General features: G+C 34.9%; 13 protein-coding genes. 10 read left to right on the top strand and 3 right to left on the bottom strand.

Annotation, left to right across the window (positions count from 1 at the left end; all coding sequences use genetic code 11):
- The first annotated feature begins 11 nt into the window (after positions 1-11).
- From lacZ to A4F88_RS11260, 10 genes are all read left to right on the top strand, one after another.
- Entirely contained in the window at positions 12-3,152 is a 3,141-nt protein-coding gene (gene lacZ / locus A4F88_RS11305) for a beta-galactosidase, LacZ type (RefSeq protein ID WP_068842725.1), read from the top strand.
- Between the two features lie 5 nt (positions 3,153-3,157).
- Positions 3,158-5,479, top strand: coding sequence for a glycoside hydrolase family 20 protein (locus tag A4F88_RS11300; protein ID WP_068842724.1), 2,322 nt, complete (start codon positions 3,158-3,160; stop codon positions 5,477-5,479).
- A 132-nt stretch (positions 5,480-5,611) separates the two neighbouring features.
- Positions 5,612-7,096 carry an alpha-L-fucosidase gene (locus A4F88_RS11295; protein WP_068842723.1) on the top strand — a complete coding sequence of 495 codons (1,485 nt, stop codon included), beginning with the start codon at positions 5,612-5,614 and terminating at the stop codon, positions 7,094-7,096.
- 4 nt (positions 7,097-7,100) lie between these two features.
- Positions 7,101-9,344: a GH92 family glycosyl hydrolase gene (locus A4F88_RS11290; protein ID WP_068842722.1), complete on the top strand. Its 2,244-nt coding sequence runs from the start codon at positions 7,101-7,103 to the stop codon at positions 9,342-9,344.
- A 13-nt stretch (positions 9,345-9,357) separates the two neighbouring features.
- Positions 9,358-12,018, top strand: coding sequence for a glycoside hydrolase family 3 N-terminal domain-containing protein (locus A4F88_RS11285; RefSeq protein ID WP_068842721.1), 2,661 nt, complete (start codon positions 9,358-9,360; stop codon positions 12,016-12,018).
- A 261-nt stretch (positions 12,019-12,279) separates the two neighbouring features.
- A complete protein-coding gene (locus A4F88_RS11280; RefSeq protein WP_068842982.1) occupies positions 12,280-15,366 on the top strand; it encodes a SusC/RagA family TonB-linked outer membrane protein in 3,087 nt (1,028 codons plus the stop codon).
- A 17-nt stretch (positions 15,367-15,383) separates the two neighbouring features.
- On the top strand, positions 15,384-16,970 hold the full coding sequence (locus tag A4F88_RS11275) for a SusD/RagB family nutrient-binding outer membrane lipoprotein (RefSeq protein WP_068842720.1): 1,587 nt from the start codon (positions 15,384-15,386) through the stop codon (positions 16,968-16,970).
- 90 nt (positions 16,971-17,060) lie between these two features.
- Complete coding sequence (locus A4F88_RS11270) at positions 17,061-18,110, top strand: sialidase family protein (RefSeq protein WP_068842719.1); 1,050 nt, start codon at positions 17,061-17,063, stop codon at positions 18,108-18,110.
- 203 nt (positions 18,111-18,313) lie between these two features.
- On the top strand, positions 18,314-18,646 hold the full coding sequence (locus A4F88_RS11265) for an L-rhamnose mutarotase (RefSeq protein ID WP_068842718.1): 333 nt from the start codon (positions 18,314-18,316) through the stop codon (positions 18,644-18,646).
- A 114-nt stretch (positions 18,647-18,760) separates the two neighbouring features.
- Positions 18,761-19,654, top strand: a complete 894-nt coding sequence (locus tag A4F88_RS11260; RefSeq protein ID WP_068842981.1) for a M20/M25/M40 family metallo-hydrolase — start codon at positions 18,761-18,763, stop codon at positions 19,652-19,654.
- Positions 19,655-19,818: 164 nt separating this feature from the next.
- Here the strand turns inward: A4F88_RS11260 and A4F88_RS11255 are convergent, their stop codons facing one another.
- The 3 genes from A4F88_RS11255 to A4F88_RS11245 form a co-directional block, all read right to left on the bottom strand.
- Positions 19,819-20,184, bottom strand: coding sequence for a hypothetical protein (locus A4F88_RS11255; protein ID WP_068842717.1), 366 nt, complete (start codon positions 20,182-20,184; stop codon positions 19,819-19,821).
- A gap of 283 nt (positions 20,185-20,467) precedes the next feature.
- Positions 20,468-21,070 (bottom strand): hypothetical protein, encoded by a 603-nt coding sequence (locus A4F88_RS11250; RefSeq protein WP_143155051.1) that lies wholly within the window; start codon positions 21,068-21,070, stop codon positions 20,468-20,470.
- Positions 21,063-24,707 (bottom strand): DUF6443 domain-containing protein, encoded by a 3,645-nt coding sequence (locus A4F88_RS11245; RefSeq protein WP_068842715.1) that lies wholly within the window; start codon positions 24,705-24,707, stop codon positions 21,063-21,065. Before A4F88_RS11245 ends, A4F88_RS11250 begins: the two co-directional genes overlap by 8 nt.
- Positions 24,708-24,717: the final 10 nt, after the last annotated feature.

Below are 24,717 nucleotides of genomic sequence, written 5' to 3'. Positions count from 1 at the left end.
AAAAACAAAGAATGAACAAAATAATATCCATAGTATCATTACTAATTACTTCAATAGTAACGGTTAATGCGCAGGAAAAAGTTCCGTTTTGGCAGAATGAAAAAATCAACGAAGAACATCGTGAACCCATGCATGCAGCTTATTATGTTTTTGAGAATGAAGCATTAGCTGTTAAAAACGAATGGAGACAATCTAAAAATTACCTCGATATTAATGGAGCCTGGAAATTTAAATATGCAGACAGTCCAAATGATCTGCCTAAAGATTTTGAGAAAACAAATTTTAATGATAAAAGCTGGGATAACTTTAGAATTCCCGCAAGCTGGGATGTAAATGGTTATGGATATCCGGTTTATGTAAATACCACTTATGATTTTGATTATTTAATGGCGCCAAATCCGCCGTTTGTACCCACAAAATACAACCCGACAGGAGTTTACAGAAAAGAAATTACAATCGATAAATCGTGGGAAGGAAAAGACATTTTTCTTCACATAGGAACCGCAAAGTCAAACCTTACTGTTTGGGTAAACGGCGTTTATGTAGGATATGGAGAAGATGGAAAATTACCATCAGAATTCAATCTGAACAAATATGTAAAAACAGGTAAAAACACCCTTGTTTTGCAAGTGATGAAATGGAATGACGGTTCGTATTTAGAATGTCAGGACATGTGGAGAATGAGCGGAATTACGCGTGATTCTTATTTAGTTGCCAGAAATAAAGCCCATTTAAAAGACTATGAAATTATTCCCGATCTGGATGCAAATTATGTAAACGGAAGCTTAAAAATTTCAACACAATTCTCTGATTTAGATAAAAAAGACAGTTACACTTTAGAGGTTCAGTTAAAAGAAGAAGATAAAATTATAGCTTCAAAAGTAATTTCCGCTTTAAGCGAAAAACAAACCTTTGATTTTACAGTAAACAATCCTAAAAAATGGAGTGCCGAAATTCCGAATTTATACCAAATCTGTTTTCTTTTAAAAGATAAAAAAGGAACTATTGTAGAGGTAATCCACCAGAATGTTGGTTTTAGAAAAGTAGAAATCAAAGGCGGACAGCTTTTGGTAAACGGAAAAGCCATTTATATAAAAGGCGTAAACCGTCATGAAGTTGATCCGGTTACAGGACAAACCATTTCGAGAGAACGTATGGAACAAGATATTAAACTGATGAAAGAATTTAATATCAATGCGGTAAGAATGTCACATTATCCAAACGATGAATATTTCTATGAACTGTGCGATAAGTACGGAATTTATGTAGTGGATGAAGCCAATATAGAATCACACGGAATGGGCTACGATATCACCAAAACTCTGGGGAATAAACCTGACTGGGAACTGGCGCATTTGCAGCGTATGCAGCGTATGATCGAAAGAGATAAAAATCATACCTCGATTATTATCTGGAGTATGGGCAACGAAGCCGGAAACGGTTACAACTTTTACAGAGGATATTTGTGGATTAAAAACCGTGATAAATCAAGACCAATTCAGTACGAAAGAGCCACTGCAGGAGCCTGGGACGGAAAAGATTTAAAGTTCGAATGGGATTCAGATATTATTGATCCAATGTACAGTTCTCCCAATAAAATGGAAGAATATATTCTGGCAAACCCAAATCCGTCAAGACCTTACATTCAGTGCGAATATGCGCATGCGATGGGAAACTCAATGGGAAATTTCAAGGATTATTGGGATGTGATTCGTAAATATCCAAACTTTCAGGGCGGATTTATCTGGGATATGATCGATCAGTCCGTTTATAAAAAACTGGCTGACGGAATTACAATTCTGGCTTACGGAGGAGATTTTGGACCAAAAGATGTAAAAAGCGATAATAATTTTGTGAATAACGGCGTATTTACGGTTGACAGAAAACCAAATCCGCATGCTTTAGAAATGCGAAATGTATATCAAAACATTCTCACATCATGGGAAAATAAAGAAACTTCAACAATTAAAGTGTATAATGAATTCTCATTTAAAGATTTGAGTAATGTAACTTTACACTGGACATTAATTTTAGATGGAGTTAAAGAGGGAACAGGCGTTATCGATTATTTAGCCATTGATCCCAAACAATCTAAAACGTATACATTACCAATTAAATTAGGTGATAAAAAATTTCAGGAAGCTTTTATAAACATAAGTTATCAGTTAAAACAAGACGAACCGTTTTTACCAAAAGGTTTCGAAATTGCAACAGAACAACTGGCGTATAAAGGAAACTGGAAAAATGATATAAAAATTGAAGGATCAGGAAAAATTACAGTGGAGAAAAATGTAAATAATACCGTTTTCAAAAGCGATAAAGCAGAGATTACTTTCGACAAAAAAACAGGATTTATCAACGGTTACTCCTTTAATAATCTTGCTATTATAAAAGACGGATATCAATTGCGTCCTAATTTTTGGAGAGCACCAAACGACAATGATTTTGGCGCTAATTTTCAGATAAACTTAAAAGCCTGGAAAGACGCTACAGAAAATCCAACTTTGGTAAACTGGATATTCTCTGCAACAAAAGACAATAAAATTTTGGTAAAAGCAACGTATAGTTTACCGCAGGTTTCTTCGACTTTAGAATTGAATTATGAGCTAAACAGTAACGGCGAATTAGTTGTAAAAGAAGTTTTAAATATAGATAAAACCAAAGAGCAGCCTATTTTACCAAGATTTGGTATGGAAGTAATTGTTCCGAAAGATTTTAGCAATATGACTTATTACGGAAGAGGCCCGCATGAAAATTATATCGACAGAAATTACAGTTCAAAAGTGGGATTGTATACCCAAACGGTTTCTGAGCAATATTATCCTTATATCCGTCCGCAGGAAACAGGAAACAAAACCGATGTTCGTTTTCTGGAATTATCAGGAGATAAACTGAAATTAACCATAACATCTGACGAATTATTAGCCATAACGGCTTTACATTTTTTAAATGAAGATTTAGACGACGGATTGCAAAAGGACCAAAGACACGCCGCCGAATTGAAAGAAAGAGACTTAACGAGTTTAAAAATTGATTACAAACAAATGGGAGTAGGCGGTATAGACAGCTGGCAAGCCTGGCCAATGGAAAAATATCTGCTTAGAGATAAAACCTATGCGTATCAGTTTAAAATAATACCATCTTTAAAATAACAATTATGAGAACATTAAAAACAATTTACATCTTAATCTTCTTAGCCGTTTTAAGTTCGGGTTATAGTCAAAAAATCATCACGGAAAAAGACATTCAGATCATTCCAAAACCCAATCAGTTGGTAATACAGCCGGGTACTTTTGAGTTTTCAAAAAATACTGTTTTCGTTGCCAGTACAGATTTTCAAAAAGATATTTCGAATACTTTGATTAATAAATTTGGAGCTGCCGCAGGATGGCGTCCGGTTTTGGGAGCAAAAGCACCGCAAAGTAATTTTATCCAGTTTAAAGTGGATCAGAATCTTCATAAAGAAGCCTATAAATTAGAAGTCAATAACAACAACATTACGATTACAGCCAAAGGAAATGCGGGTTTTATCTACGCATTAGAAACCATCAGACAATTGCTGCCGGTTGCGATAGAAAGCAAACATATGATTGCCGGTCAGAAATGGCAGATTCCAAATGTAACGATTACAGATGAACCTCGTTTTCAATGGAGAGGTTTAATGCTCGATTTATCACGTCATTTCTTTGACAAAAATTATATTATGGCAACCATCGATCGTTTGGCAATGCATAAAATGAACGTTTTGCATTTGCATTTGGTAGACGACCAGGGCTGGAGAATCGAAATAAAAAAATATCCCAAACTAACCGAAATGGGTGCCTGGAGAGTAGATCAGGAAAATGTAGCCTGGAATGCAAGACTCACCACAAATCCGGATGAAAAAGGAACTTACGGCGGATTTTTAACTCAGGAAGAATTAAAAGAAATCGTAAAATATGCTGCAACAAAAAATATCGAAGTAATTCCGGAAATCGAAATGCCAGCACACGTAAGCAGTGCTATTGCAGCTTACCCGGAACTGTCTTGTTTTGATCAGCGTATTGGAGTTCCGTCAGGCGGAGTCTGGCCACTTACCGATATTTATTGTGCCGGAAAAGAAAATACATTTGAGTTTTTAGAAAATGTACTGGACGAAGTAATGGCTATTTTTCCTTCAAAATACATTCATATTGGCGGAGACGAAGCCACGAAAACCAACTGGATAAAATGTCCGCACTGTCAAAAAAGAATCAAGGAACAAGGATTAAAAAATACAGATGAATTACAGAGTTATTTTGTAAAACGAATTGAAAAATACATCAATTCTAAAGGTAAAAAAGTAATTGGCTGGGATGAAATATTAGAAGGCGGATTAGCTCCGGAAGCAACGGTAATGAGTTGGAGAGGAACAAAAGGCGGCATTGAAGCGGCAGACCAGGGACATGATGTAATTATGACTCCTGAATCGCATTGTTATTTTAATTTCTATCAGGGACCTCAAAACGAAGAACCTTTAGCTTTTGATGGTTATACGCCATTGAGTAAAGTGTACGAGTTTGATCCGGTTGTGCCAACAATGTCGTCTATTGAAGCGAATCATGTTTTGGGCGGACAGGCGAATTTATGGGCAGAATATCTTCCGGGACCAAAAGACTCCGAATACATGATTTTTCCAAGATTAGCTGCTTTATCGGAAGTTTTATGGAGCTCAAAAGAAAATAAAAACTGGAATGATTTCACCGCGAGATTAATGCCAATGTTAAAACGTTACGAGTATTTGGGAATCAATTATGCCAAAAGTGCTTATTTGGTTACAGTTTCCTCAAGCGCAGATTTAACTAAAAAACAAATCAATCTGTCTTTAAAAAATGAATTTCCAAATCCGGATATTCGTTATGTTTTGGGCAATAAAACCATCGATCAGAATGCTGTAAAATATACAAATCCAATTCAGGTTAACGAAACAACAGTTTTAAAAGCCTCTTTGTTTCAAAACGATAAACCCGTTGGAAAAACCTTTACTGATACGATTATATTTCATAAAGCCGTAGCGCACAAAGTGAAATATTTAACGCCCTATAACGATAATTACAAAGGCGACGGACCTTTTACGTTGGTCAATACCATTCGCGGATCTAAAAATTTCCATGACGGACAATGGCAAGCCTGGTTAGTCAATGATATGGAAGTAGTTATTGATCTTGAAAAACCTGAAAGTGTACAACAGGTAACAATTGGAACTTTAGAAAGTCAGGGTTCCGGTGTTTTCTTTCCAACACAACTAAAAGTTCTGGTATCAAACGACGGTATTCAGTATAAAGAAGTCGGTAAAATTTCGCGTCCGTATGCAGCAAATGTAACTTCGGAATTAAAAGACTTCAAAATCAGTTTTGAAAAAACAAATGCCAGATTTATTAAAGTAATCGGATCAAACCTGAAGAAAAGCCCAAAAGGAGAATCTTCATGGCTGTTTGTCGATGAAATTTTAGTGAATTAAAAGTACCGCTTTAGATCACGCTGATTTTAAACACATATGAAACGCTCTTATACGCTATGAAAACGATGTCTCTATGTGTTAAAAAAATAACTAACAAAGAACAAAAAAACAAAACCATAAAATAGAATAAAGATGAAAAGAGGAATATTCATAATTGCAATATTATTTTCAGTCCAGCTGTTTTCGCAGGCCATTTATGAAGATGAGCGCTATGTACCGGAAACGGACCCGTTAGTGTTGAAAAATTTAGAACAATGGCAAGGCAAAAAGTTTGGATTGTTAATGCACTGGGGAACTTACAGCCAATGGGGAATTGTAGAATCCTGGTCTATTTGCCCGGAAGATTATGGATGGTGCGAACGTAAAAAAGGAACCCATCCAGGCAATTATACTGAATATGTAAAAGAGTACGAAGGATTAAAAAAATCATTCAACCCAACCAAATTTGATCCTGCAAAGTGGGCAAAAGCAGCCAAAGCAGCAGGAATGAAATACATGGTTTTTACCACCAAACACCATGACGGATTTAATATGTACGACACCAAATATTCTGATTATAAAGTAACAGATGCAGCTTGTCCGTTTAGTACAAATCCGAAAGCAGATATTTTGAAAGAAGTATTCAATGCTTTTAGAGCCGAAAATATCTCAACCGGAGCATATTTTTCTAAACCGGACTGGCATAACGAAAACTATTGGGATCCTTATTTTCCTCCTTTCGACAGAAATGTAAACTATGACCCGACATTATACCCTGAAAAATGGCAGAAATATGTTGATTTTACACACAATCAGATTTTAGAAATTCTTACCAATTACGGTAAAGTTGACATTTTATGGTTAGATGGAGGATGGGTTAGAAAAAGAGATCAGCAAAACATCAAAGAAAACTACGAAGAGAAATTTGCCGAAAACGAATCTAAAAACGGTTTCATCAAACACAGAATTGTAGAACAAGATCCTAAAATGGACGAACTGGTTGTAAAAGCACGTCAAAAACAACCGGGATTGATCGTAGTTGACAGAGCGGTTCACGGTAAAAACCAAAACTATTTAACGCCTGAAAACAGAGTTCCTGAAAAAACATTGCCTTACCCTTGGGAATCTTGTATTACTTCTGGCGGTGGATGGTCCTATACTCCGGATGCTACCTATTTAACAGGAAGACAAGGAATTCATATGTTGGTTGATGTAGTCGCAAAAGGCGGAAACTTATTATTGAATATTGCACCAAGTCCTGAAGGAGAATGGCAAAAAGGAGCATACGATTTATTGGCAGCTTATGCAGACTGGATGAAAGTAAACAGCACAGCAATTTACGATACAAAACCAATCGAGCCTTTTAAAGAAGAGAACATTTGCTTTACACAAAATAAAGCCGGAAATGTATTCGCCTTTTATTTAGCAAAAGACGGAGAAGATAAAATTCCGGCAACCGTTACCGTAAAATCAATCAGCCCTAAAAAAGGAACAAAAATTACCATGTTAGGTTCTAAAACGTCTCTTAAATGGACAAAAGAAGGAAATGGATTTAAAGTAGTAATTCCGGAAAGCCTTAGAAATAATTTACCGGCAAAAGAAGCCTGGACTTTAAAAGTTGAAGCTATTAACAGATAAGAATATGTTTTCAATACCCAAAATAATATCACAAATAGCATGTAGCTTTTACATGCTGTTTTTTAGCATTGCTATTTTTGCACAAAAACCGGTTGATCTTGTCAATCCGTTTATAGGAACTTCTAATTTTGGAGCCGCTTTTCCGGGACCAATTGCTCCAAGAGGAATGGCAAGTATAAGCCCGTTTAATGTTGCCGGAGTAAAAAATACGCCAATGGAGAAAGACAGTCAGTGGTTGTCTAATCCCTACGTAAACGAAAATACTTTTTTAACCGGATTCAGTCAGGTAAATTTAAGCGGAGTTGGCTGTCCTGATTTGGGAGTTATTTTGCTAATGCCCACAACAGGCGAAGTCGAAACCGATCATTTAAAATACGGATCGACCTATTCTAATGAAGTTGCAAAAGCAGCGTACTACAGCGTAAATCTTGATAAGTACAAAATTAAAGGAGAATTTACAGCCTCAAAAAGAGTAGGCGTAAGCCGATTCACTTTCCCGAAAGGAAAATCGAATATTTTATTAAACCTCGGATTAGGATTGACCAATGAAGAAGGCGCCATGATTAAAGTCGTTTCGTCTACAGAAATAGAAGGAATGCGTACTGTTGGCTCCTTTTGTTACAACAGTCCTGAAGATGCTTATCCCGTTTATTTTGTAGCGAAATTTTCTAAACCTGCCCATAACTTTGGAGTCTGGAAAAAACCTGCCAAATACAATGGAGTCGAAGCACAATGGATGGGATACAATGGCAAAACCAGAATAATGGAAAATACCATTAAAACCGTTGTTGGAGATAGTATTGGGAGTTATTTTACTTATAAATTCGACAAAGAAGAAACCGTTGAAGTTAAAATTGGAATTTCGTACGTGAGTATCGACAATGCCCGTGAAAACTTAGAAAGAGAAACCGGAAACAAATCTTTTGATGCCGTTTACGAAGAAACGTACAACGAATGGAACGAAGAACTTTCGAAAGTTCTGGTTGAAGGCGGTTCAAAAGACGATCAAACCATTTTTTACACCGCTTTGTATCATACATTGATTCATCCCAATACTTTAAATGACATTAACGGAGAATATCCGAAGATTAAAAGAAGCAAAATTGGTAAAACCGAAGGTACACGATATACCGTATTTTCTTTATGGGATACCTATCGAAACATGCATCCGCTAACCTCTTTAATTTATCCAAAGCAACAATCTGATATGATCAAAAGTATGCTGGAAATGTATGATGAAAACGGCTGGCTGCCAAAATGGGAATTAAATTCAACAGAAACATTTACCATGGTAGGAGATCCGGCTAGCATAGTCATCGTCGATGCCTGTTTAAAGGGAATTCAGGATTTTGATTTTTACAAAGCATACTATGCCATGTTAAAAGGTGCAGATCAAATCGAAGATAATCCGTTACGTCCCGGACTTAAAGAATATATCGAAAAAGGATATTTATCGACTAATTATGCCGGTCCTGTTTCTACAACACTGGAATATAATACATCAGATTATGCGATTTCACTTTTAGCGAAAGCTTTAGGTAAAAAAGAAGATTATAAACGTTTTACGAAACGTTCACTGTCTTATCAAAAATTATATGATAAAGATTTAAAATTACTTCGGCCAAGAACTGCTAACGGAAAATGGTATGAACCTTTTGATCCCGAAGCAGGGGCTAATTTTCAGGCAAATGTAGGTTTTATAGAAGGAAATGCGTGGCAATATGCTTTTATGGTACCACATGATATGAAAGGATTAATAAAATTAATGGGAGGTGATAAAGCATTCTCCGATCAATTGCAAAAAGTCTTCGACCTCAAACAATTTGATATGGCAAATGAGCCGGATATTGCCTATCCTTATTTATTCAATTATGTAAAAGGCGAAGAATGGAAAAGTCAGGAACTGGTAAAAAAACTGGTAAAAGAATATTTCCAGAACAAACCAAAAGGATTACCGGGTAATGATGATACCGGAACCATGTCGGCCTGGTTGGTTTATTCCATGATGGGAATTTATCCAATATCGCCCGGAGACCCAATTTATACCATTACAACACCAATGTTTCATAGAGTGACGATCAAATTAGATCCGGCATATTATAAAAAAGAAAGCATTGTAATTGAAAGGCAAGAGAATAATGAGGGAAAAATCAATTCGATTGAGATAAACGGAAAACCACTTAATAGCTTTTTTATTTCGCATGAAGATTTTGTGAACGGAACAAAGCTAAAAGTGATTCAAAATTAAAACACATACAATTATGTTACAACTTAAAATCAAAAAGGCAGCCATTATTTTTGTAATGGCTGCAGGTTTTTTCAGCCCGGCCTGTGCCCAGGTAAAATATCCCTATCAGGATGCAAAACTGCCTGTTGAAGACAGGGTAAAAGACTTGTTAAACCGAATGAGCCTGGAAGAAAAGGTACGCCAGATGGATATGTACAAAGGCGAATTCTTTAAAGAAAAAGAAGATTTCTCGAAATCAAAATCAGATGCTAAAATTGGAAATCTGGGTATTGGAGCAATCCATGACATTTATCCGCGTTCGGCAAAAATGATTAATGATCTGCAAAGTGAGATTATTAAAAAGAACAAATGGGGAATTCCTGCATTGATTATGTGTGAGATGCTTCATGGTTATTTAGACGACGGAAGTACGGCTTTTCCAATGAACATTGGTTTAGGAGCCACCTGGGATACTGCTTTAATGGGTAGAGTTGGAGGTGTAATTGGTACCGAAGCCAGAGCGCATGGAGTTCATTTTGGCTTAGGACCAAATCTTGACGTTGGTCGTGAACCGCGTTGGGGAAGAGTTGCCGAAACGTTTGGTGAAGATGTCTATTTGGTTGGCGAAATGGGAACCGCAATGATTAAAGGAATGCAGGGCGATGACTTAAGATCTGATCGTTCTATCATTGCAGAACCTAAGCATTTTGCTGTTCACGGTGTTCCGGAAGGCGGAGCAAATTCTTCTCCGGTTTTAATTGGAGAACGTGCAGCACGTCAGGACTTTTTACCTTCATTTGAAAAAGCGTTCAAAAAAGGCGGTGCATTAGGAACCATGTGTGCATATTCTGAACTTGACGGAATTCCTTGTGCAGCAAACCATTGGTTACTGACAGATGTTTTAAGAAAAGAATGGGGTTTTAAAGGAATTGTTGTTTCAGATTTAGGCGCTATTAAATATTTGCAGGTGACCCATTATGTGGCAAGTTCTCCAAAAGAAAGTATCAGAGAAGCAGTTTCGGCAGGAGTAGATATGCAGTTTTATGATTTTACCAATGAATTTTGGCAAACCAGCATTATAGAATTGGTCAACGAAAAGAAACTCACAATGGAACAAATAGATCGTGCTGCCGGAGGAGTTTTAAGACTAAAGTTCTTATTAGGACTATTCGAAAATCCATATACGGATAAAAACCTGATCAAAGAACGCTTTCATACCAAAGAAAATCAGGATGTTGCCTTAGAAGCGGCGCATAAATCGATCGTTTTGTTAAAGAACGAAAACAATATGCTGCCTTTAAAAAAAGATATTAAAACCATTGCAGTTATAGGCCCTAATGCAAATGCTTCAAGATTAGGAGGATATGCAGTAAAGAACAAAATTGGAACAACGGTTTTAGAAGGTGTTCAGGAAGTGGTGGGAAAAACAGCAAATGTTCTGTATGAAGAAGGTGTTCCTTTAATTGTAAAAGGACAAATTATTCCGTCGAAATATTTATTTACGCCGGATGAATCTCAAAACGGATTAAAAGGAGAATATTTCAATAACAGAAATGTAGAAGGAACTCCGGCATTAACACGTATCGACAATCAATTAGAATTTGACTGGCCGTGGTCTCCCGGTGACGGTGTTACAGATGATGATTTCTCTATTCGCTGGACAGGTTATATCAAATCAGACAAGTCATTTGATGGCTGGTTAGGTTTAAGTTCTGATGACGGAATCAGAATGTGGATTGATGATCAACTGGTGATCGACAACTGGACAAAAGGAGCGACAAGCATGGTGACGACTCCAAAAAACATCGAAGCAGGTAAAAAATACAAAGTCCGCATCGAAATGTGGGAAGGTGGCTGGGGAGCCAGAGCGCACTTGCGTTGGAATCTGGAAAAAGTAAACTTACAGCCTGCAATTGAAGCGGCTAAAAAAGCCGATGTTGCGATTGTAGTTTTAGGAGAATCAAACGAACTGGTGGAAGAAAACAGAGATGTTGCTTCACTGGATTTATTCGGAATGCAGCAGGAATTGATCGAAGCCATTCAAAAAACGGGAACTCCTGTAGTTTGTGTATTGCTAAACGGACGTCCGCTTTCTACAAACTGGATTAGCGAAAACATTCCGGCAGTGGTCGAAGCATGGTTTCCGGGTGAGTTAGGAGGAAAGGCTGTAGTCGATGTTTTATTTGGAGATTACAATCCGGGCGGAAGATTACCAATTACAGTTCCAAAATCAGTTGGGCAGTTACCTATATATTATAATCAGAAACCATCAGCGATTCACAGGTATGTAGCAGAGAGCGAACATCCATTATACAGATTTGGTTTCGGATTGAGTTATACGAAGTTTGAATACTCAAATCTTAAAATTAGTTCTCCAACTATTAAAGCCAATGGCGAATTGAAAGTAAGTGTAGAGGTTAAAAACACAGGAAATCTGGACGGAGATGAGGTTGTACAATTATACCTTCATGATATCTACAGTAGTGTAACTACTCCTGAAAAAACGCTAAAAGGATTTAAAAGAATAAACATCAAAAAAGGCGAGACTGCGACAGTTGAATTTACTCTTACACGAGATGAACTGTCTATATGGAATCGTGAAATGAAAAAAGTTGTGGAACCCGGCGATTTTGAAGTTCTCGTAGGAGGAAATTCAGTCGATCTATTAAAAACAAATTTCAAAGTTTTAGACTAAATCCGGAAAATTGAGTGAAATGTTTAACGATTAGGATGTTAATAAAAGAATGCCATTGAAAAAAGGGTAAATAGGTTAGATTAATTCGAAATGCAATTTAGAATTAAAGAGGATTTTGATTACAAATTATAACGTTTTCGTAACCTGAAATTACAAATGTATTACCTACACCTTTTCAAAATTGTCATTTGTCGAAATTATATTTTCTTAACAAAATGTATTCCTAAGTTTAACATGTTATTAACTCAAAAACAACTAAACATGATTAAGGACGTACTAAAATTACTGTTTGTAATTTGCTTATTCGGATTTCAGGGTCTGCAGGCACAAACAACAGTAAAAGGAACGATAACAGATGCTCAAAGCGGAATTCCGATCCCTGGGGCAAATGTTGTGGTTAAAGGAACAAAAACGAGTGCATCATCAGATTTTGATGGTAAGTACAGTATTTCAGTTCCAAATCAATCTGCTATTTTGATTTTTACTTATGTGGGCTCAGCTCCAAAAGAAGTAGCGGTAGGAAATCGAAGCACAGTAGATGTAGCATTAGGTGCAGCCACCCAGCAGTTGGGTGAAGTCGTGGTGACAGCTCTTGGTATAAAAAGAGAGAAAAAAGCGATTACCTATTCTGCTCAAAACGTTTCAGTAGACGAACTTTCTGAAGCAAGATCATTAAACGTTGCCAACTCACTTTCAGGTAAAGTTGCCGGTCTTAACTTCTCTACAACTTCAAATGGTGTAGGTTCGTCTTCAAGAATTACATTAAGAGGAAACAGGTCTCTTAACGGGAACAATCAGCCATTGTATGTTGTAGATGGTGTGCCAATTAGTAATGGTACAACCACTACAAACCCGGACATTGATACAGGAGGTACAACTCAGCCGGACGGTATTTCAAACATTAATCCGGAAGATATTGCTTCGATGACGGTTCTTAAAGGGCCATCTGCGGCAGCACTTTACGGATCAAGAGCTTCGAATGGTGTTATCGTAATTACGACGAAATCCGGTAAAGCAGGAAAAACATCGGTTTCATTATCGTCTAATTTTATGGCATCATCAGCGTATAATCTGATGAATTTGCAAAATGAATACGGACAGGGAACAAATGGTGTTTACAATCCAACTTCAAGTTCAAGCTGGGGAGGTAAATTAGACGGAAGCCAAGTTTCGAACTGGCAGTTGGTCCGTAACCCGGGTTATGCAGGCCCGGCTACACAAAGCTATTCTCCACAGCCTAATAACGTTATTGATTTTTACAAAATGGGTTACAATTTGGCGAATACCTTAACAGTGACTGCCGGTAACGAAAAAGCACAGGGTTATTTTTCTTATACCAATACAAAAGCTGAAGGTATTGTGGGCGGTAATAAATTAGACAGACACAATTTAAATTTAAGACTGACAAGTAAAATTTCTGATAAATTAACATTAGATGCTAAAACAAATTATATCGTTCAGGATATTGATAATTTATTGAGAACAGGAGAAGAATCTATTGGAACATCGGCTTATTTATTGCCTCGTAGTATTGCATACAATGATTACAAAAACTTCGAGTATTTTGATGCCGCAGGACAAAGACAAGTAAATTATTTCCTTGACGAAACAGGAGCTCCAGGCGGAAACCCATTTTGGTCTGCTTTGAGAGATGATGCACGTTCTGATAAAAGAAACAGATTTATTGGTTTGGCGTCTTTAAAATATGAATTTACAAAAACGTTAAGTTTACAGGTAAGAGCCGGTTTAGATCAAATGACAAACAAGAATGTTAGAAACAGATATGCTACAGTTGCATTCAACAACAATCTGGGGTCATACAGTGAAACTTACGAGACAGTAAGTGAGTTTAATACAGATGCTTTACTTTCTTATAATGAAAAATTTGGAGATTTCTCTATCGGACTTAATGCCGGAGCAAGTTCACTGCAACAAAACAGTTCAGCGTTGACTTCGGGAGGTGTTTTGAGTAAAAGAAACTTTTTTGCCCTAAGTAATGTTTCTACCATTCAATCTACTTCTACAGCTTCAGAAAAAAGAATTAACTCTGTTTACGGATTTGGTCAAATTGGTTTTAGAAACTACTTGTTCTTAGATTTAACAGCCAGAAATGACTGGTCGTCTACTATACCTAATGACTATTTTTATCCATCTGTTGGTCTTTCAGCTGTTATTTCAGATATGGCAAAATTACCGGAAGTTATTAGTTTTGCAAAAGTTAGAGCTTCTTATGCACAAGTGGGTAATGATACTGATCCTTATCAAACACAACAAAGATTCTCATATATTGGAGGAAACGGTGGTATGTTGTACGGACAAACAACTGCGGCAAATCCAAATCTTAAACCAGAGATATCTTCATCTACAGAGTTTGGTGCAGATGTGAGATTCTTTAATAACCGTTTAGGTTTAGATTTTACTTATTTCAATTCCTTAACAAATAACCAGATTTTCTATATCAATACTCCGGAGTCTTCAGGATATTCGAGAGCTATCGTAAATGGTGGAGATATTCAGAACAAAGGTATCGAGCTTACACTTACGGCAACTCCTGTTCAAACAGAAAACTTTAGCTGGGACATTACAGCGAATTATGCCTCTTACAAATCAAAAGTAAAATCTATTGCAGACGGAAGAGAAGAATTAGTTTTAGGTGAAGGACGTTTAGTAAGAAGCAAAGTAGTGGTAGGAGGAGAATACGGAGACTTATACATTAAAGGTTTTCAAAGAGATCCAAGCGGAAACATTATTGTAAGCAGCGCCGGTATTCCGTTAGCAACAAACAGTTTTGATGTTCGTGCCGGTAACTTTAACCCGGACTGGACAGCAGGTTTCAAAAATAATTTTAAATACAAAGATTTCTCTTTAAGCTTCCTTATTGATTTTAGAATTGGTGGTGAAGTTATCTCATACACTCAGGCAAGACAAGCTGGTTTAGGAGTTAGTGATGTTACTTTGGCAGGAAGAGCAGGCGGTATTGTTGTTGATGGTGTTGTTTCTAACGGAAATGGAACTTATTCTCCAAATACAACAAGTATTACAGCAGAACAATACTGGACAGCGATTGGACAAAGAACACCTATTGCAGAACCATTTATTTATGATGCGACAAACATCAGATTGAGAGAGCTTGTTTTTGGTTATTCATTACCAAAACGTATGTTAGGCACTTCAGGATTTACAAGTATTGATTTCTCATTAGTAGGAAGAAATTTATTCTTCTTTGTAAACAAAGCGAAATATTTTGATCCGGAAGCGGGTGCAGGTACAGGAAACTTACAGGGTATAGAATCTTTCAATATTCCTTCAACGAGAGATTATGGGGTAAATGTCAAATTTGGATTTTAATTAAAAAAAGAGATATCATGAAATATAGTTTTAAAATAAAAAAATTAGGAATTGCATTAATGGCAGTTTCTATTTTATCAGGCTGTACCGGGGATTTTAATGAAATAAACACAGACCCTAATTCTCTTACAGAAGATCAGTTAGATGCTACCCTTGCAGGACCTTCATTTGCCTCTGCACTTTATGCAGGTATCCACAATGGGTCTTACTCCTCTCCGGGAGTTGATGACCAGGGAACATGGGGTATCGCTACAGGAATTCTGTCTTCTACTTTCATTCAGTATTTAGATTGTAGATATGGTACTGAAAGAAATGCCTTTGTAAATGGTTATGAAGGACGTGGATGGACAAGATTTTACACCGTTGCTGTTCCGGCTTTAAACAATGCTGTAAAAGCATCTCAGGGAAATGCCGAAGCTTTGGCAGTTCTTAAAATCTGGAAAGTTTTTATGTACAACCAAATGGTAGATGCTTACGGGCCAATTCCGTACACTGAAGCTGGAAATGGTAAAGAAAAAGTAGCTTACGACAGTGTAGAATTTATCTATACAGATTTCTTTAAATTGTTGAGTGAGGCAAATGCAACATTATCCGGTTCCTCAGCTACAACGGTGGCTTCTCTTCAGCCAAATGACAGAGTTTATGCAGGAAGTGTAGACAAATGGAGAGTTTTTGGAAACAGTTTAAGACTTCGTTTAGCCTTAAGAATTTCAGACAAAGATGCTGCAAAAGCAAAAACAGAAGCCGAAGCTGCTGTAGCTGCAGGAGTAATGCAGACCAACGATCAAAGTGCTTTCTTTAAAGCCAGTAATATTACGCCAAACAACTTAAATATGATTGTAAATAGCTGGGGTTATGTAATGACCGCTTCTATGGAAAGTATTTTGGTTGGATACAAAGATCCGCGTTTAGCAAAATGGTTTGCCCCAATTGACAGCGGAGTTTACAGAGGTCAGCCTATTGGAGGTTTACAGGATCAGTTTGGAACCACTAAATTCTCTGCTTTTAACAATGATGTTATGGGTAATGGTGCTGCAGGAAACCTTAGCGAATCTAAAAATATTGAAATATTTATGGCTTCTGAAAATTATTTAAGCAGAGCAGAAGGAGCTTTAAATGGATGGAACATGGGTGGAGATGCTAAAACTTTGTATGAAACAGGTATTAGATTGTCTCTGGCACAATGGGGAATCACAGATGCTACAGCAGTGAATGCTTATATCGCAGGATCTACATTGCCAACATTACCAAATGTTTTGACGGTTTACCCAACTTTAGATCTACAGGATATACCAGTAAAACTGCCTGTAGCATGGTCAGCAACTGTTGCCAATCAACGTACACAAATTGCAGTTCAGAAATATTTGGCGATTTTTCCGGAATCATGGGAAGCGTGGGCAGACTTACGCAGAAGCGATGCAAAAGTTATTTATCCACCACTTTATACAGATAATAATGATGCAGGAGTTGGAAAATCTTTAATGAAGAGAATTATTTATACCACAAACGAATATTCTTCTAATAAAGCAGCAGTTACAGATGGTATTTCAAAACTAGGAGGTCCTGATACCGGAGGAACAAAACTTTGGTGGGATACAAAATAATTAATTTGGTTAGTAAGGATGTTAATGGTCTTTGCTTAAAAATGCAAAAGGAGAGGAAACTCTTCTTTTGCTATATATAAAAATCAGCTTATGAATTTAAAAATCTATTGCCCGTTTATAGTATTGATTTTGTTTTCTCTTTCTTGTGCATCATTAAAAAAAGAACCCAAAGCAGTTAATATCATTCAAAATTACATTACAGATAATCCTGTTACAGCTGCAAGTCACGCCTCGACATTGGTAGAACTGAAACCTAATACACTTTTGGCAGCCTGGTTTGGCGGAAAATATGAAGGAGCCAAAGATGTGAGTATTTATGTTTCATCATACAAAGAAAAAAAATGGTCCGCACCCAAAAAGCTTATTGAACCTTTGGTAAAAAATGGAGATACATTGCCTTGCTGGAATCCCGTTTTATTTAAAAGCAAAAGCCAGAATTTGTATTTGTTTTATAAAGTGGGAAAAAATCCGAGAGAATGGTTTGGTGCCATGATTGTTTCAAAAGACAACGGAAACAGCTGGAGTAATCCTAAATACCTTCCAAAAGGAATATTAGGACCTATTCGTAATAAACCAATCGAAACAACTCCCGGAATTATTTTATGCGGAAGCAGTACCGAAAGTATCGATGATAATAAATGGCGGGTTCATTTAGAAAGATATACAGAAAACAACGATACATGGGAAAAAATAGCTATTGATGATCAAAAAGAATTTGATATTATTCAGCCCACATTTTTAGTTCATTCTCATAAAGAAATTCAGATTTTATCCAGAAGCAGGCACAATAAATTAATCTCGAGCTGGTCTGAGGATAACGGAAAAACCTGGCAGCGAACAGACAGTATTAATGTCGTAAATTCAAATTCAGGAGTTGACGCAGTAACCTTGTCAAATCAATCATTTTTATTGGTCAATAATCCGCTTAAGATGGGAAAAGATTGGTTTAACGGAAGAAATATTTTAGATGTTGAATCTTCAAAAGATGGCGTACATTGGAAAAAAATATTAGATTTGGAAAACCAGCCAGAAGGCGAATTCAGTTATCCGGCTATCATTCAGACTTCTGATCAAAAAGTACATATTTTGTATACCTATAATCGAAAGTTTATCAGGCATACCATATTCGATTTGAAATAATTGTAATGATTATATGCAATTTCAGAAAATAATATCAAACACATAGAAACATAGATTGTATGTGTAAAAAAATATAAAAAGAAACAGATTTCTTTCCGATAGAAAGCTTTGTGTTTTACAATGAAGTAAAATGCCTTTTTCCAGAATATAGAATCTGTGTTTGTAAGTGTTAAAATGAATTGCAACCATTAAAAATAGAAATTATGCAAAGATATTGTCTCGCTTTAGACTTAATTGATGATCGGGATTTGATTGCCGAATATGTTGATTTTCATAAAAATGTCTGGCCGGAAATACAAAAAAGCCTCCAAGATTCCGGAATTCAAAATCTGGAAATTTACCATATTGGAGATCGTTTGTTTATGATCATCGAAGCCGGTTCTGATTTTTCATTCGAAGAAAAAGCAAAACTCGACGTCTCAAACCCAAAAGTTCAGGAATGGGAAACCTTGATGTGGAAATTCCAAAAAGCACTTCCACAGGCAAAATCCGGAGAAAAATGGATTTTGATGGAGAAAATCTTCGAACTGAAATAAAATATAAAATTCTGCTATAAACTCATTATGATTTTTTTTCAAAACTTAAAAACTAAGACCGTTTTTATCTGCTTATTATTTTTTTGCATTGCTGTAAAAGCACAAAAAAATGCCATGGCTCAAACCTTTTATAAACACGATAAATATCTTTCTTCGGATAAGCTCGAAGGTCGTTTTCCGGGAACAAAAGGCAATAACGATGCAGCAGTTTATATTAAAAAACATTTCACAAAATATGGGTTAAAACCATTTGGTAACAATTATGATCAGCCTTTTAAACTGTTTGTCAAAGAAGGAATCAACAAAATGAAATCAGACAGTGTATCAACACAAAATGTTTTGGGGTATCTTGAAGGTTCAGATCCGGATCTTAAAAATGAATTTATCGTGATAGGAGCACATTACGATCATTGGGGCTGGGGCGGAAAAGGTTCAGGAAGTAAAAAGAAAGACACCCTTGCAATTCACAACGGAGCCGATGATAATGCTTCTGGTGTTGCCGCTTTGTTATGTATTTTACAGGAAACAGTAAAATCTAAAATAAAACCCAAACGAAGTATTATTTTTATTGGTTTTAGTGGAGAAGAAGAAGGATTATTAGGATCGAAATACTTTGTTAATCATTTACCGGTTAAAAAAGAAGCTGTAAAAGTAATGCTCAACATGGATATGGTAGGCAGATTAAATGCAGAAAAACAAATTTATATGGGCGGTGCCGGAACTTTTCCGGATGGTGTAGAACTGATGAAAAAACTAGGAGAAAACAGCGGACTAAACCCGGTTATTCATGCCGGAGAAGTAGGCGGATCTGATCATGTTTCGTTCTACAAAGCTTCGATTTCCTGCATTGGATTTCATACCGGAGGACATCCGCAATACCATACTCCCGAAGATGATATTGATTTAATTAACAGTGATGGCGGAGCTTTGGTCACAAAATATATTTATAATGCTTTGATGGCAATTGCCAATTATGAGCAGATTATATATTTTATTAAACAGGATTAGATAAGTAATTTTTAATAAATTATTAGAGTCACTTGGTTAATTATGAAAGCAAAGAGAGAAGTGAAAATTTCTAAAAATATTTAAATTGAATATTATATTATTCAAATTTTATTGCTTTAATATTTTGATTATTAATTTATGGATACGATTCAACATCCTTCTTATTAGTTGAAATCTTTGTCAAACCAAATTGTAACTATTTGGAAAATCGTTATTAATACAGGAAATACTTTTTTTAATATCATCTCTTTAAAAGTAACAACTTTCTCATCATCAGTTAATTCACTTTTTTTTAAAGCATTTATAAATGTTGAAAAGTACTTCATAATAAAAATTCCAAAAGAAAAAATCAGTAAGAAGAAAAATAATCTATTAGATAAAACTTGAAAATAATAATTTGACACAATGAGTATCAATCCAAATAGTAATAAACTTAAATAATTTTTGCTGATTGCCTTGTTATTAATTTTTAGATAAATAATAAAATTAAGCAATAGAAAGAATAATGAAAAACCAATTTTTATAATCATTTTTTTTAATTTTTAAAGGGTGTAGGAAACTGTAGTTTAAAGCATATTTGTCTCCTAATCCAAATCCTAAATTTTCTTCAAAATCATAATCATATTTGACTTTTCTTTCTATAAAAATGCCCCCAAATAGTGTCTAACTTTTTTGGGGGCATTGCATAATGAAGTGACTTTTTTGATTTTGAACAAACCGAGGATTGTTTTAATTTTTATACGATATTACTATAAATCTCTAACTATTTGGAAATGTTAGGTAGAATTATTGATCACTATCACATCTTATATTCTAACTTATCTCAAATTCTGTTAGTTTAAGACTTAATTCTGATATAGATAAGCTTTTCGTAAATTTATTGTTATCATGAATTTTTTTCCTTACTAAATCCCATTTTTTTCGTTCAATTCCAAATACATTGTTATCGAAATCTAATAAATCATTTTCATCCATATAAAAAGTTGCAAGAATTTTTGAAAAATAATTCAAACAATCTTTTTTAAACTTCGTATCAATATTCTTATTTAATAAAAATTCATTTAATAGATCTATTTCAAGATATTTATAAGTAAAACCAATCAATGAATAAAAAGAAAAAGAGTTTGTGAAATTTTCCATCAACAACAATAAATCTTCATATTCAATTTTTTCCCATAATTCAGGTAAGCATATAAATAACTGTATCGTATAGGTTGTACTATTATTTTCCAAATTATAAAATATAAATTCTAATTTGTCAGTTTTTTGTATTTTTTCTAAATAATGATGTTCTTCAATAAAAAATCTATCAATTGGAAAATAATGTTCAACACTTTTTAAAGAATGAGATGATAGTTTATTAATTAAATCTTTAGTTTTTTCTTCTACAATAATTTTTTTATTGGTCTTATTCATATGTTCTAAGTTTTGTTTTTGAAACATTCACTCCTAGATTCTCAAATATTGATGGAAACTTTCGAGCTTCAAATGCTGAAGGTTGATAATGCCCAGAAACATTGTTTATTTCGGTTAATTCTCCGTTAGTGAGTTTTATCTGCCCCACTGCTTGTACACCTTGTGCCTCACCAGACATATTGTAATGTCCACTGCCTACTTTTAATTCTCCATTAGCTGTTACAACAAAATCAAATTTACCATTCGTAATTGATCTTCCTCCAATTGAAATTTTACCTTCATTAATAGTTGAACTTAAGCTTCCAAAAGATTCGCCAATCTGTGGCGCAGAACTTTTTGCAGAAATCAAGCTTACAGATTCTGCAGCAGCACTTTCTTCAGCTAAAATAAGACTTTCCTCTGCAGCAATTTTTCCCTCTCCTATTGCTCCTCCAGAAGTTAAAGTAATAAAATGTATCATTCCTTCAATGAGGCCTCCAAAATTAGAATTTAAATTTTGTATATCTTGTTGATATTTTGCTTGTTCTTCAGGAGATTGAGGATCTATTTCTTGAATTGGTCCTGCTTGAACCCCATTTTGTTTATTATTTGCGTCGCTATATCCCCATAAACCTAAACCTCTACCTATTGAATCCCATCCTCTTCTAATTGCTCCATGAGAACAATTAGGAGAATCACACATTCCTGTTGGATCTATTCTATTTATTGGGTTATTTGAACAATAATGATAAGGTGTTTTGTTAGGAGAATGCTCAGTCAAAGGATCAACATTCATCCATCTTCCTATAGCAGGGTCATAATTTCTCGCTCCAAAATCATAAAAATTTAACTTTAGACCTGCGACATCTTCATTTTGGAATTCTTTTCCATTGTACAAATATTTTTGGGCCGTTGCATTTCCTTTTCCTAAAGATATTGCATTATTATAACCACTATGCTTTAAGCCAAAAGGGTAATAGTTATCTTCCTGGAGAATTTCAGAGTTTTCAATACTACCATTATTATTTTCATCTCCAAAACTAAGACGTATGTTTCCTAAATGATCTTTATAGTTGTAAATATAATTATAAATCCCTCCATTATTAGAAACATATCCTTCAGTATGTGGAAAAAACTTTAATTCATTCTTTTCATACTGAAAACCATTAGCATAATCAGTAGTAATCCCGTTTACTACTTTTCTTTGTTTTACTCCAGTTGCATCGTAAATGTATTTTATAACTCCACCTGGCAAAGTTATTGTGTTCGGTAAGTTTAAAAAATTATAAGAAACAGGAGTTATAATACCTTTGTTAGTATCTGTTTTCATATTACCATTGGCATCATAGCTATATTCTTCCAGTATATCAGAACCATCGATAAATCCTTCTGTATTACTTGCTACGTTGTCTTTTACTTTGGTAAGTTTATTGCCATTATAGGAATAAATCAAACTATCAATAGGCCCAAAATTAGCTGTTCCGGGAATGGTGTTTCCATTTCTAAACAGCTGTAGGATATTTCCATTTTTATCATAAGTTAGGTTCTCGTTAAATCGGTCAAGATTATCTGCCGCAAAGGTTAAACGATTTAATCCGTCATAGGTATAAGTATAACTTTTTAGATTCTTATCTAGATTAGCAGTTTTCCAGAAAGTTTGGCTGATATTCCCATTATATAACTTTTTGCTATTATCAGTGATATCATTATAATTAATCTGAAAAGCAAACAAATCGCTTCCAATTGCATTTATATCGTTAATATTTTTAAGCCATCCTCTTATATTGTAAAGATAATTAACTGTCTGTAAACGTGATTGATTTATTTTGCCTCCGACCTCTTTAGTCATCAATTTACCAAGATTGTCATAGCTATTTGAAGCAATTACTTCTTGATCCTGATTATTGATTTTTTGTTTTTGCGTTAGTATTCTTCCAGTGTGATCGTAAGTAAAAGTATCTACAATGGTTATGGTTGTTCCCGATCTTTGGTGTGTAGCTGTAGACTCTAGCAATTTTCCAACAAAATCAAACTGGCTTTTAGTAGTGCTGACAATTTCTAAAAAATTATTTTTACTATAATTATAGATAATTCTACCATTAACATCATAATAATTTACCGTTTTGATCCAGGTAGGATTATCTAAAACCCGAACTTTAGTACATGTGATTAATCCCTTTGCATTTGAAATTGGAGTGATGCCATAAGAAACAACATTTGCTGGATTAGGCATATCAGAATCGTCCGAATTAAAATTTAGATAATCATCGTAATAATTAATGGTTAATAAATTTATATCATCTTTAGGAAATGCAACATTGGTGTAATTAACGTCTGATCCATTAATAGTTAAAGCGGTTGTTGTTCTGTTTTCAAATAAAACACTACTGTCTGCCAGATTTTGCACTAGTACTCTTGTAGTTTCTACCGTATTTAAGTACTCACCAGTATAAACAGGTCTGTTAAAATTATCATATTTGGTAAATAACCATTTATTTTCAGCCCTCAAGTTAGCATCCTGAGTTAAAACAGGTCTGTCTAATTTATCATAAATTATATATTCCCAGCCTTTCCCTGGTAGTTTTTTTTCTGCTAATCTATTTTTAGCATCATATCTGTATTGATAACTTAAACTCTCTAATATTGAATCTGTGAATTCATTATTTGTTTTTGGGGGCAATACATAAGTTAAATTTCCATAATCATCATAAATATAATATGTTTCATGTGCTGTATTTGTGGATATACCATTTACGATAGAAACACCATATACTTTTTTTAGTATTAAATTACCTTGTTTGTCTTTGAACTGCTCGGTAATATTATTATTTTCATCCTTAACGACATTCTTAAATAATACCCCTTCTGGGTAATTCCCACTATTAGTAATACTTAAAGCAAGAGTAGGTTTGTATATATTGTTTTGGAGTTCTAAACTTACAACATACATTTTCACCTCTCCATTTGTATTAGTTTGATAATCAAGTTTTATTTCGTGGCCATTCCCTAAAGCCCAATCAGAACCTGGACTTGCTTGTTGAAATACTCTGTTTAAAGGAGAGTCTTCCAGTTTTTTTTGCGAAAAAGGATTAGGCTTGTCATTATTAATCTCAAGTGGATAATAAGATTTATAATAGTTAATATCTCTTGCAATAGCATCAGCAGTATTTCTAAAGGATGCATTAGCACCATTACTATCCATATAAGGGAGATAATCTTTATCTTGTCTGCCAAAGTTATCATATTCGATAGGAATAACAATGTCTTTGTAAGTAGGTGAAGCTTTTATAGCAATACTTTGCATTGGTCTTCCTAATCCGTCATAATAAGTAATTTTTTCTGAAACATCTTTGTTTGAAGCTATTTCAGAATTTTTTTTTAGGGGATTTTGATATAATCGGGTAAATACATAATTTTCATCGCTGAATGTTGCATTAATATATGCATCAGAGCTTATTTTGGCAATAAATGTACTTCCGTTTTTTATCCAGGTATCTGGCTTTAATGTAATACTCTGTGTAGCTGTAAGGGTTTCACTTCCTGTTACATTATACTCTGTATTTGGAGCTTCAGGTTTAGTAATATTCGTTGCTGTCTGGGCTATTATATGCGGACTTGCAATTAATAATAAAATTAATAAGGACAGATATTTTTTCATTATGAATATA

Origin of the sequence: Flavobacterium chilense, assembly GCF_001602525.1 — a bacterium.
GTDB classification, from domain to species: Bacteria; Bacteroidota; Bacteroidia; order Flavobacteriales; family Flavobacteriaceae; genus Flavobacterium; species Flavobacterium chilense.
The sequence above is the reverse complement of the archived record's forward strand: the minus strand, read 5'-3'. Positions and strand labels throughout refer to the sequence as shown.

Bases quoted from the DNA above. Each gene is read 5' to 3' on its own strand.
- lacZ (WP_068842725.1), top strand. From the start codon at position 12: ATGAACAAAATAATATCCATAGTATCATTACTAATTACTTCAATAGTA.
- A4F88_RS11300 (WP_068842724.1), top strand. From the start codon at position 3,158: ATGAGAACATTAAAAACAATTTACATCTTAATCTTCTTAGCCGTTTTA.
- A4F88_RS11295 (WP_068842723.1), top strand. From the start codon at position 5,612: ATGAAAAGAGGAATATTCATAATTGCAATATTATTTTCAGTCCAGCTG.
- A4F88_RS11290 (WP_068842722.1), top strand. From the start codon at position 7,101: ATGTTTTCAATACCCAAAATAATATCACAAATAGCATGTAGCTTTTAC.
- A4F88_RS11285 (WP_068842721.1), top strand. From the start codon at position 9,358: ATGTTACAACTTAAAATCAAAAAGGCAGCCATTATTTTTGTAATGGCT.
- A4F88_RS11280 (WP_068842982.1), top strand. From the start codon at position 12,280: ATGATTAAGGACGTACTAAAATTACTGTTTGTAATTTGCTTATTCGGA.
- A4F88_RS11275 (WP_068842720.1), top strand. From the start codon at position 15,384: ATGAAATATAGTTTTAAAATAAAAAAATTAGGAATTGCATTAATGGCA.
- A4F88_RS11270 (WP_068842719.1), top strand. From the start codon at position 17,061: ATGAATTTAAAAATCTATTGCCCGTTTATAGTATTGATTTTGTTTTCT.
- A4F88_RS11265 (WP_068842718.1), top strand. From the start codon at position 18,314: ATGCAAAGATATTGTCTCGCTTTAGACTTAATTGATGATCGGGATTTG.
- A4F88_RS11260 (WP_068842981.1), top strand. From the start codon at position 18,761: ATGGCTCAAACCTTTTATAAACACGATAAATATCTTTCTTCGGATAAG.
- A4F88_RS11255 (WP_068842717.1), bottom strand. From the start codon at position 20,184: ATGATTATAAAAATTGGTTTTTCATTATTCTTTCTATTGCTTAATTTT.
- A4F88_RS11250 (WP_143155051.1), bottom strand. From the start codon at position 21,070: ATGAATAAGACCAATAAAAAAATTATTGTAGAAGAAAAAACTAAAGAT.
- A4F88_RS11245 (WP_068842715.1), bottom strand. From the start codon at position 24,707: ATGAAAAAATATCTGTCCTTATTAATTTTATTATTAATTGCAAGTCCG.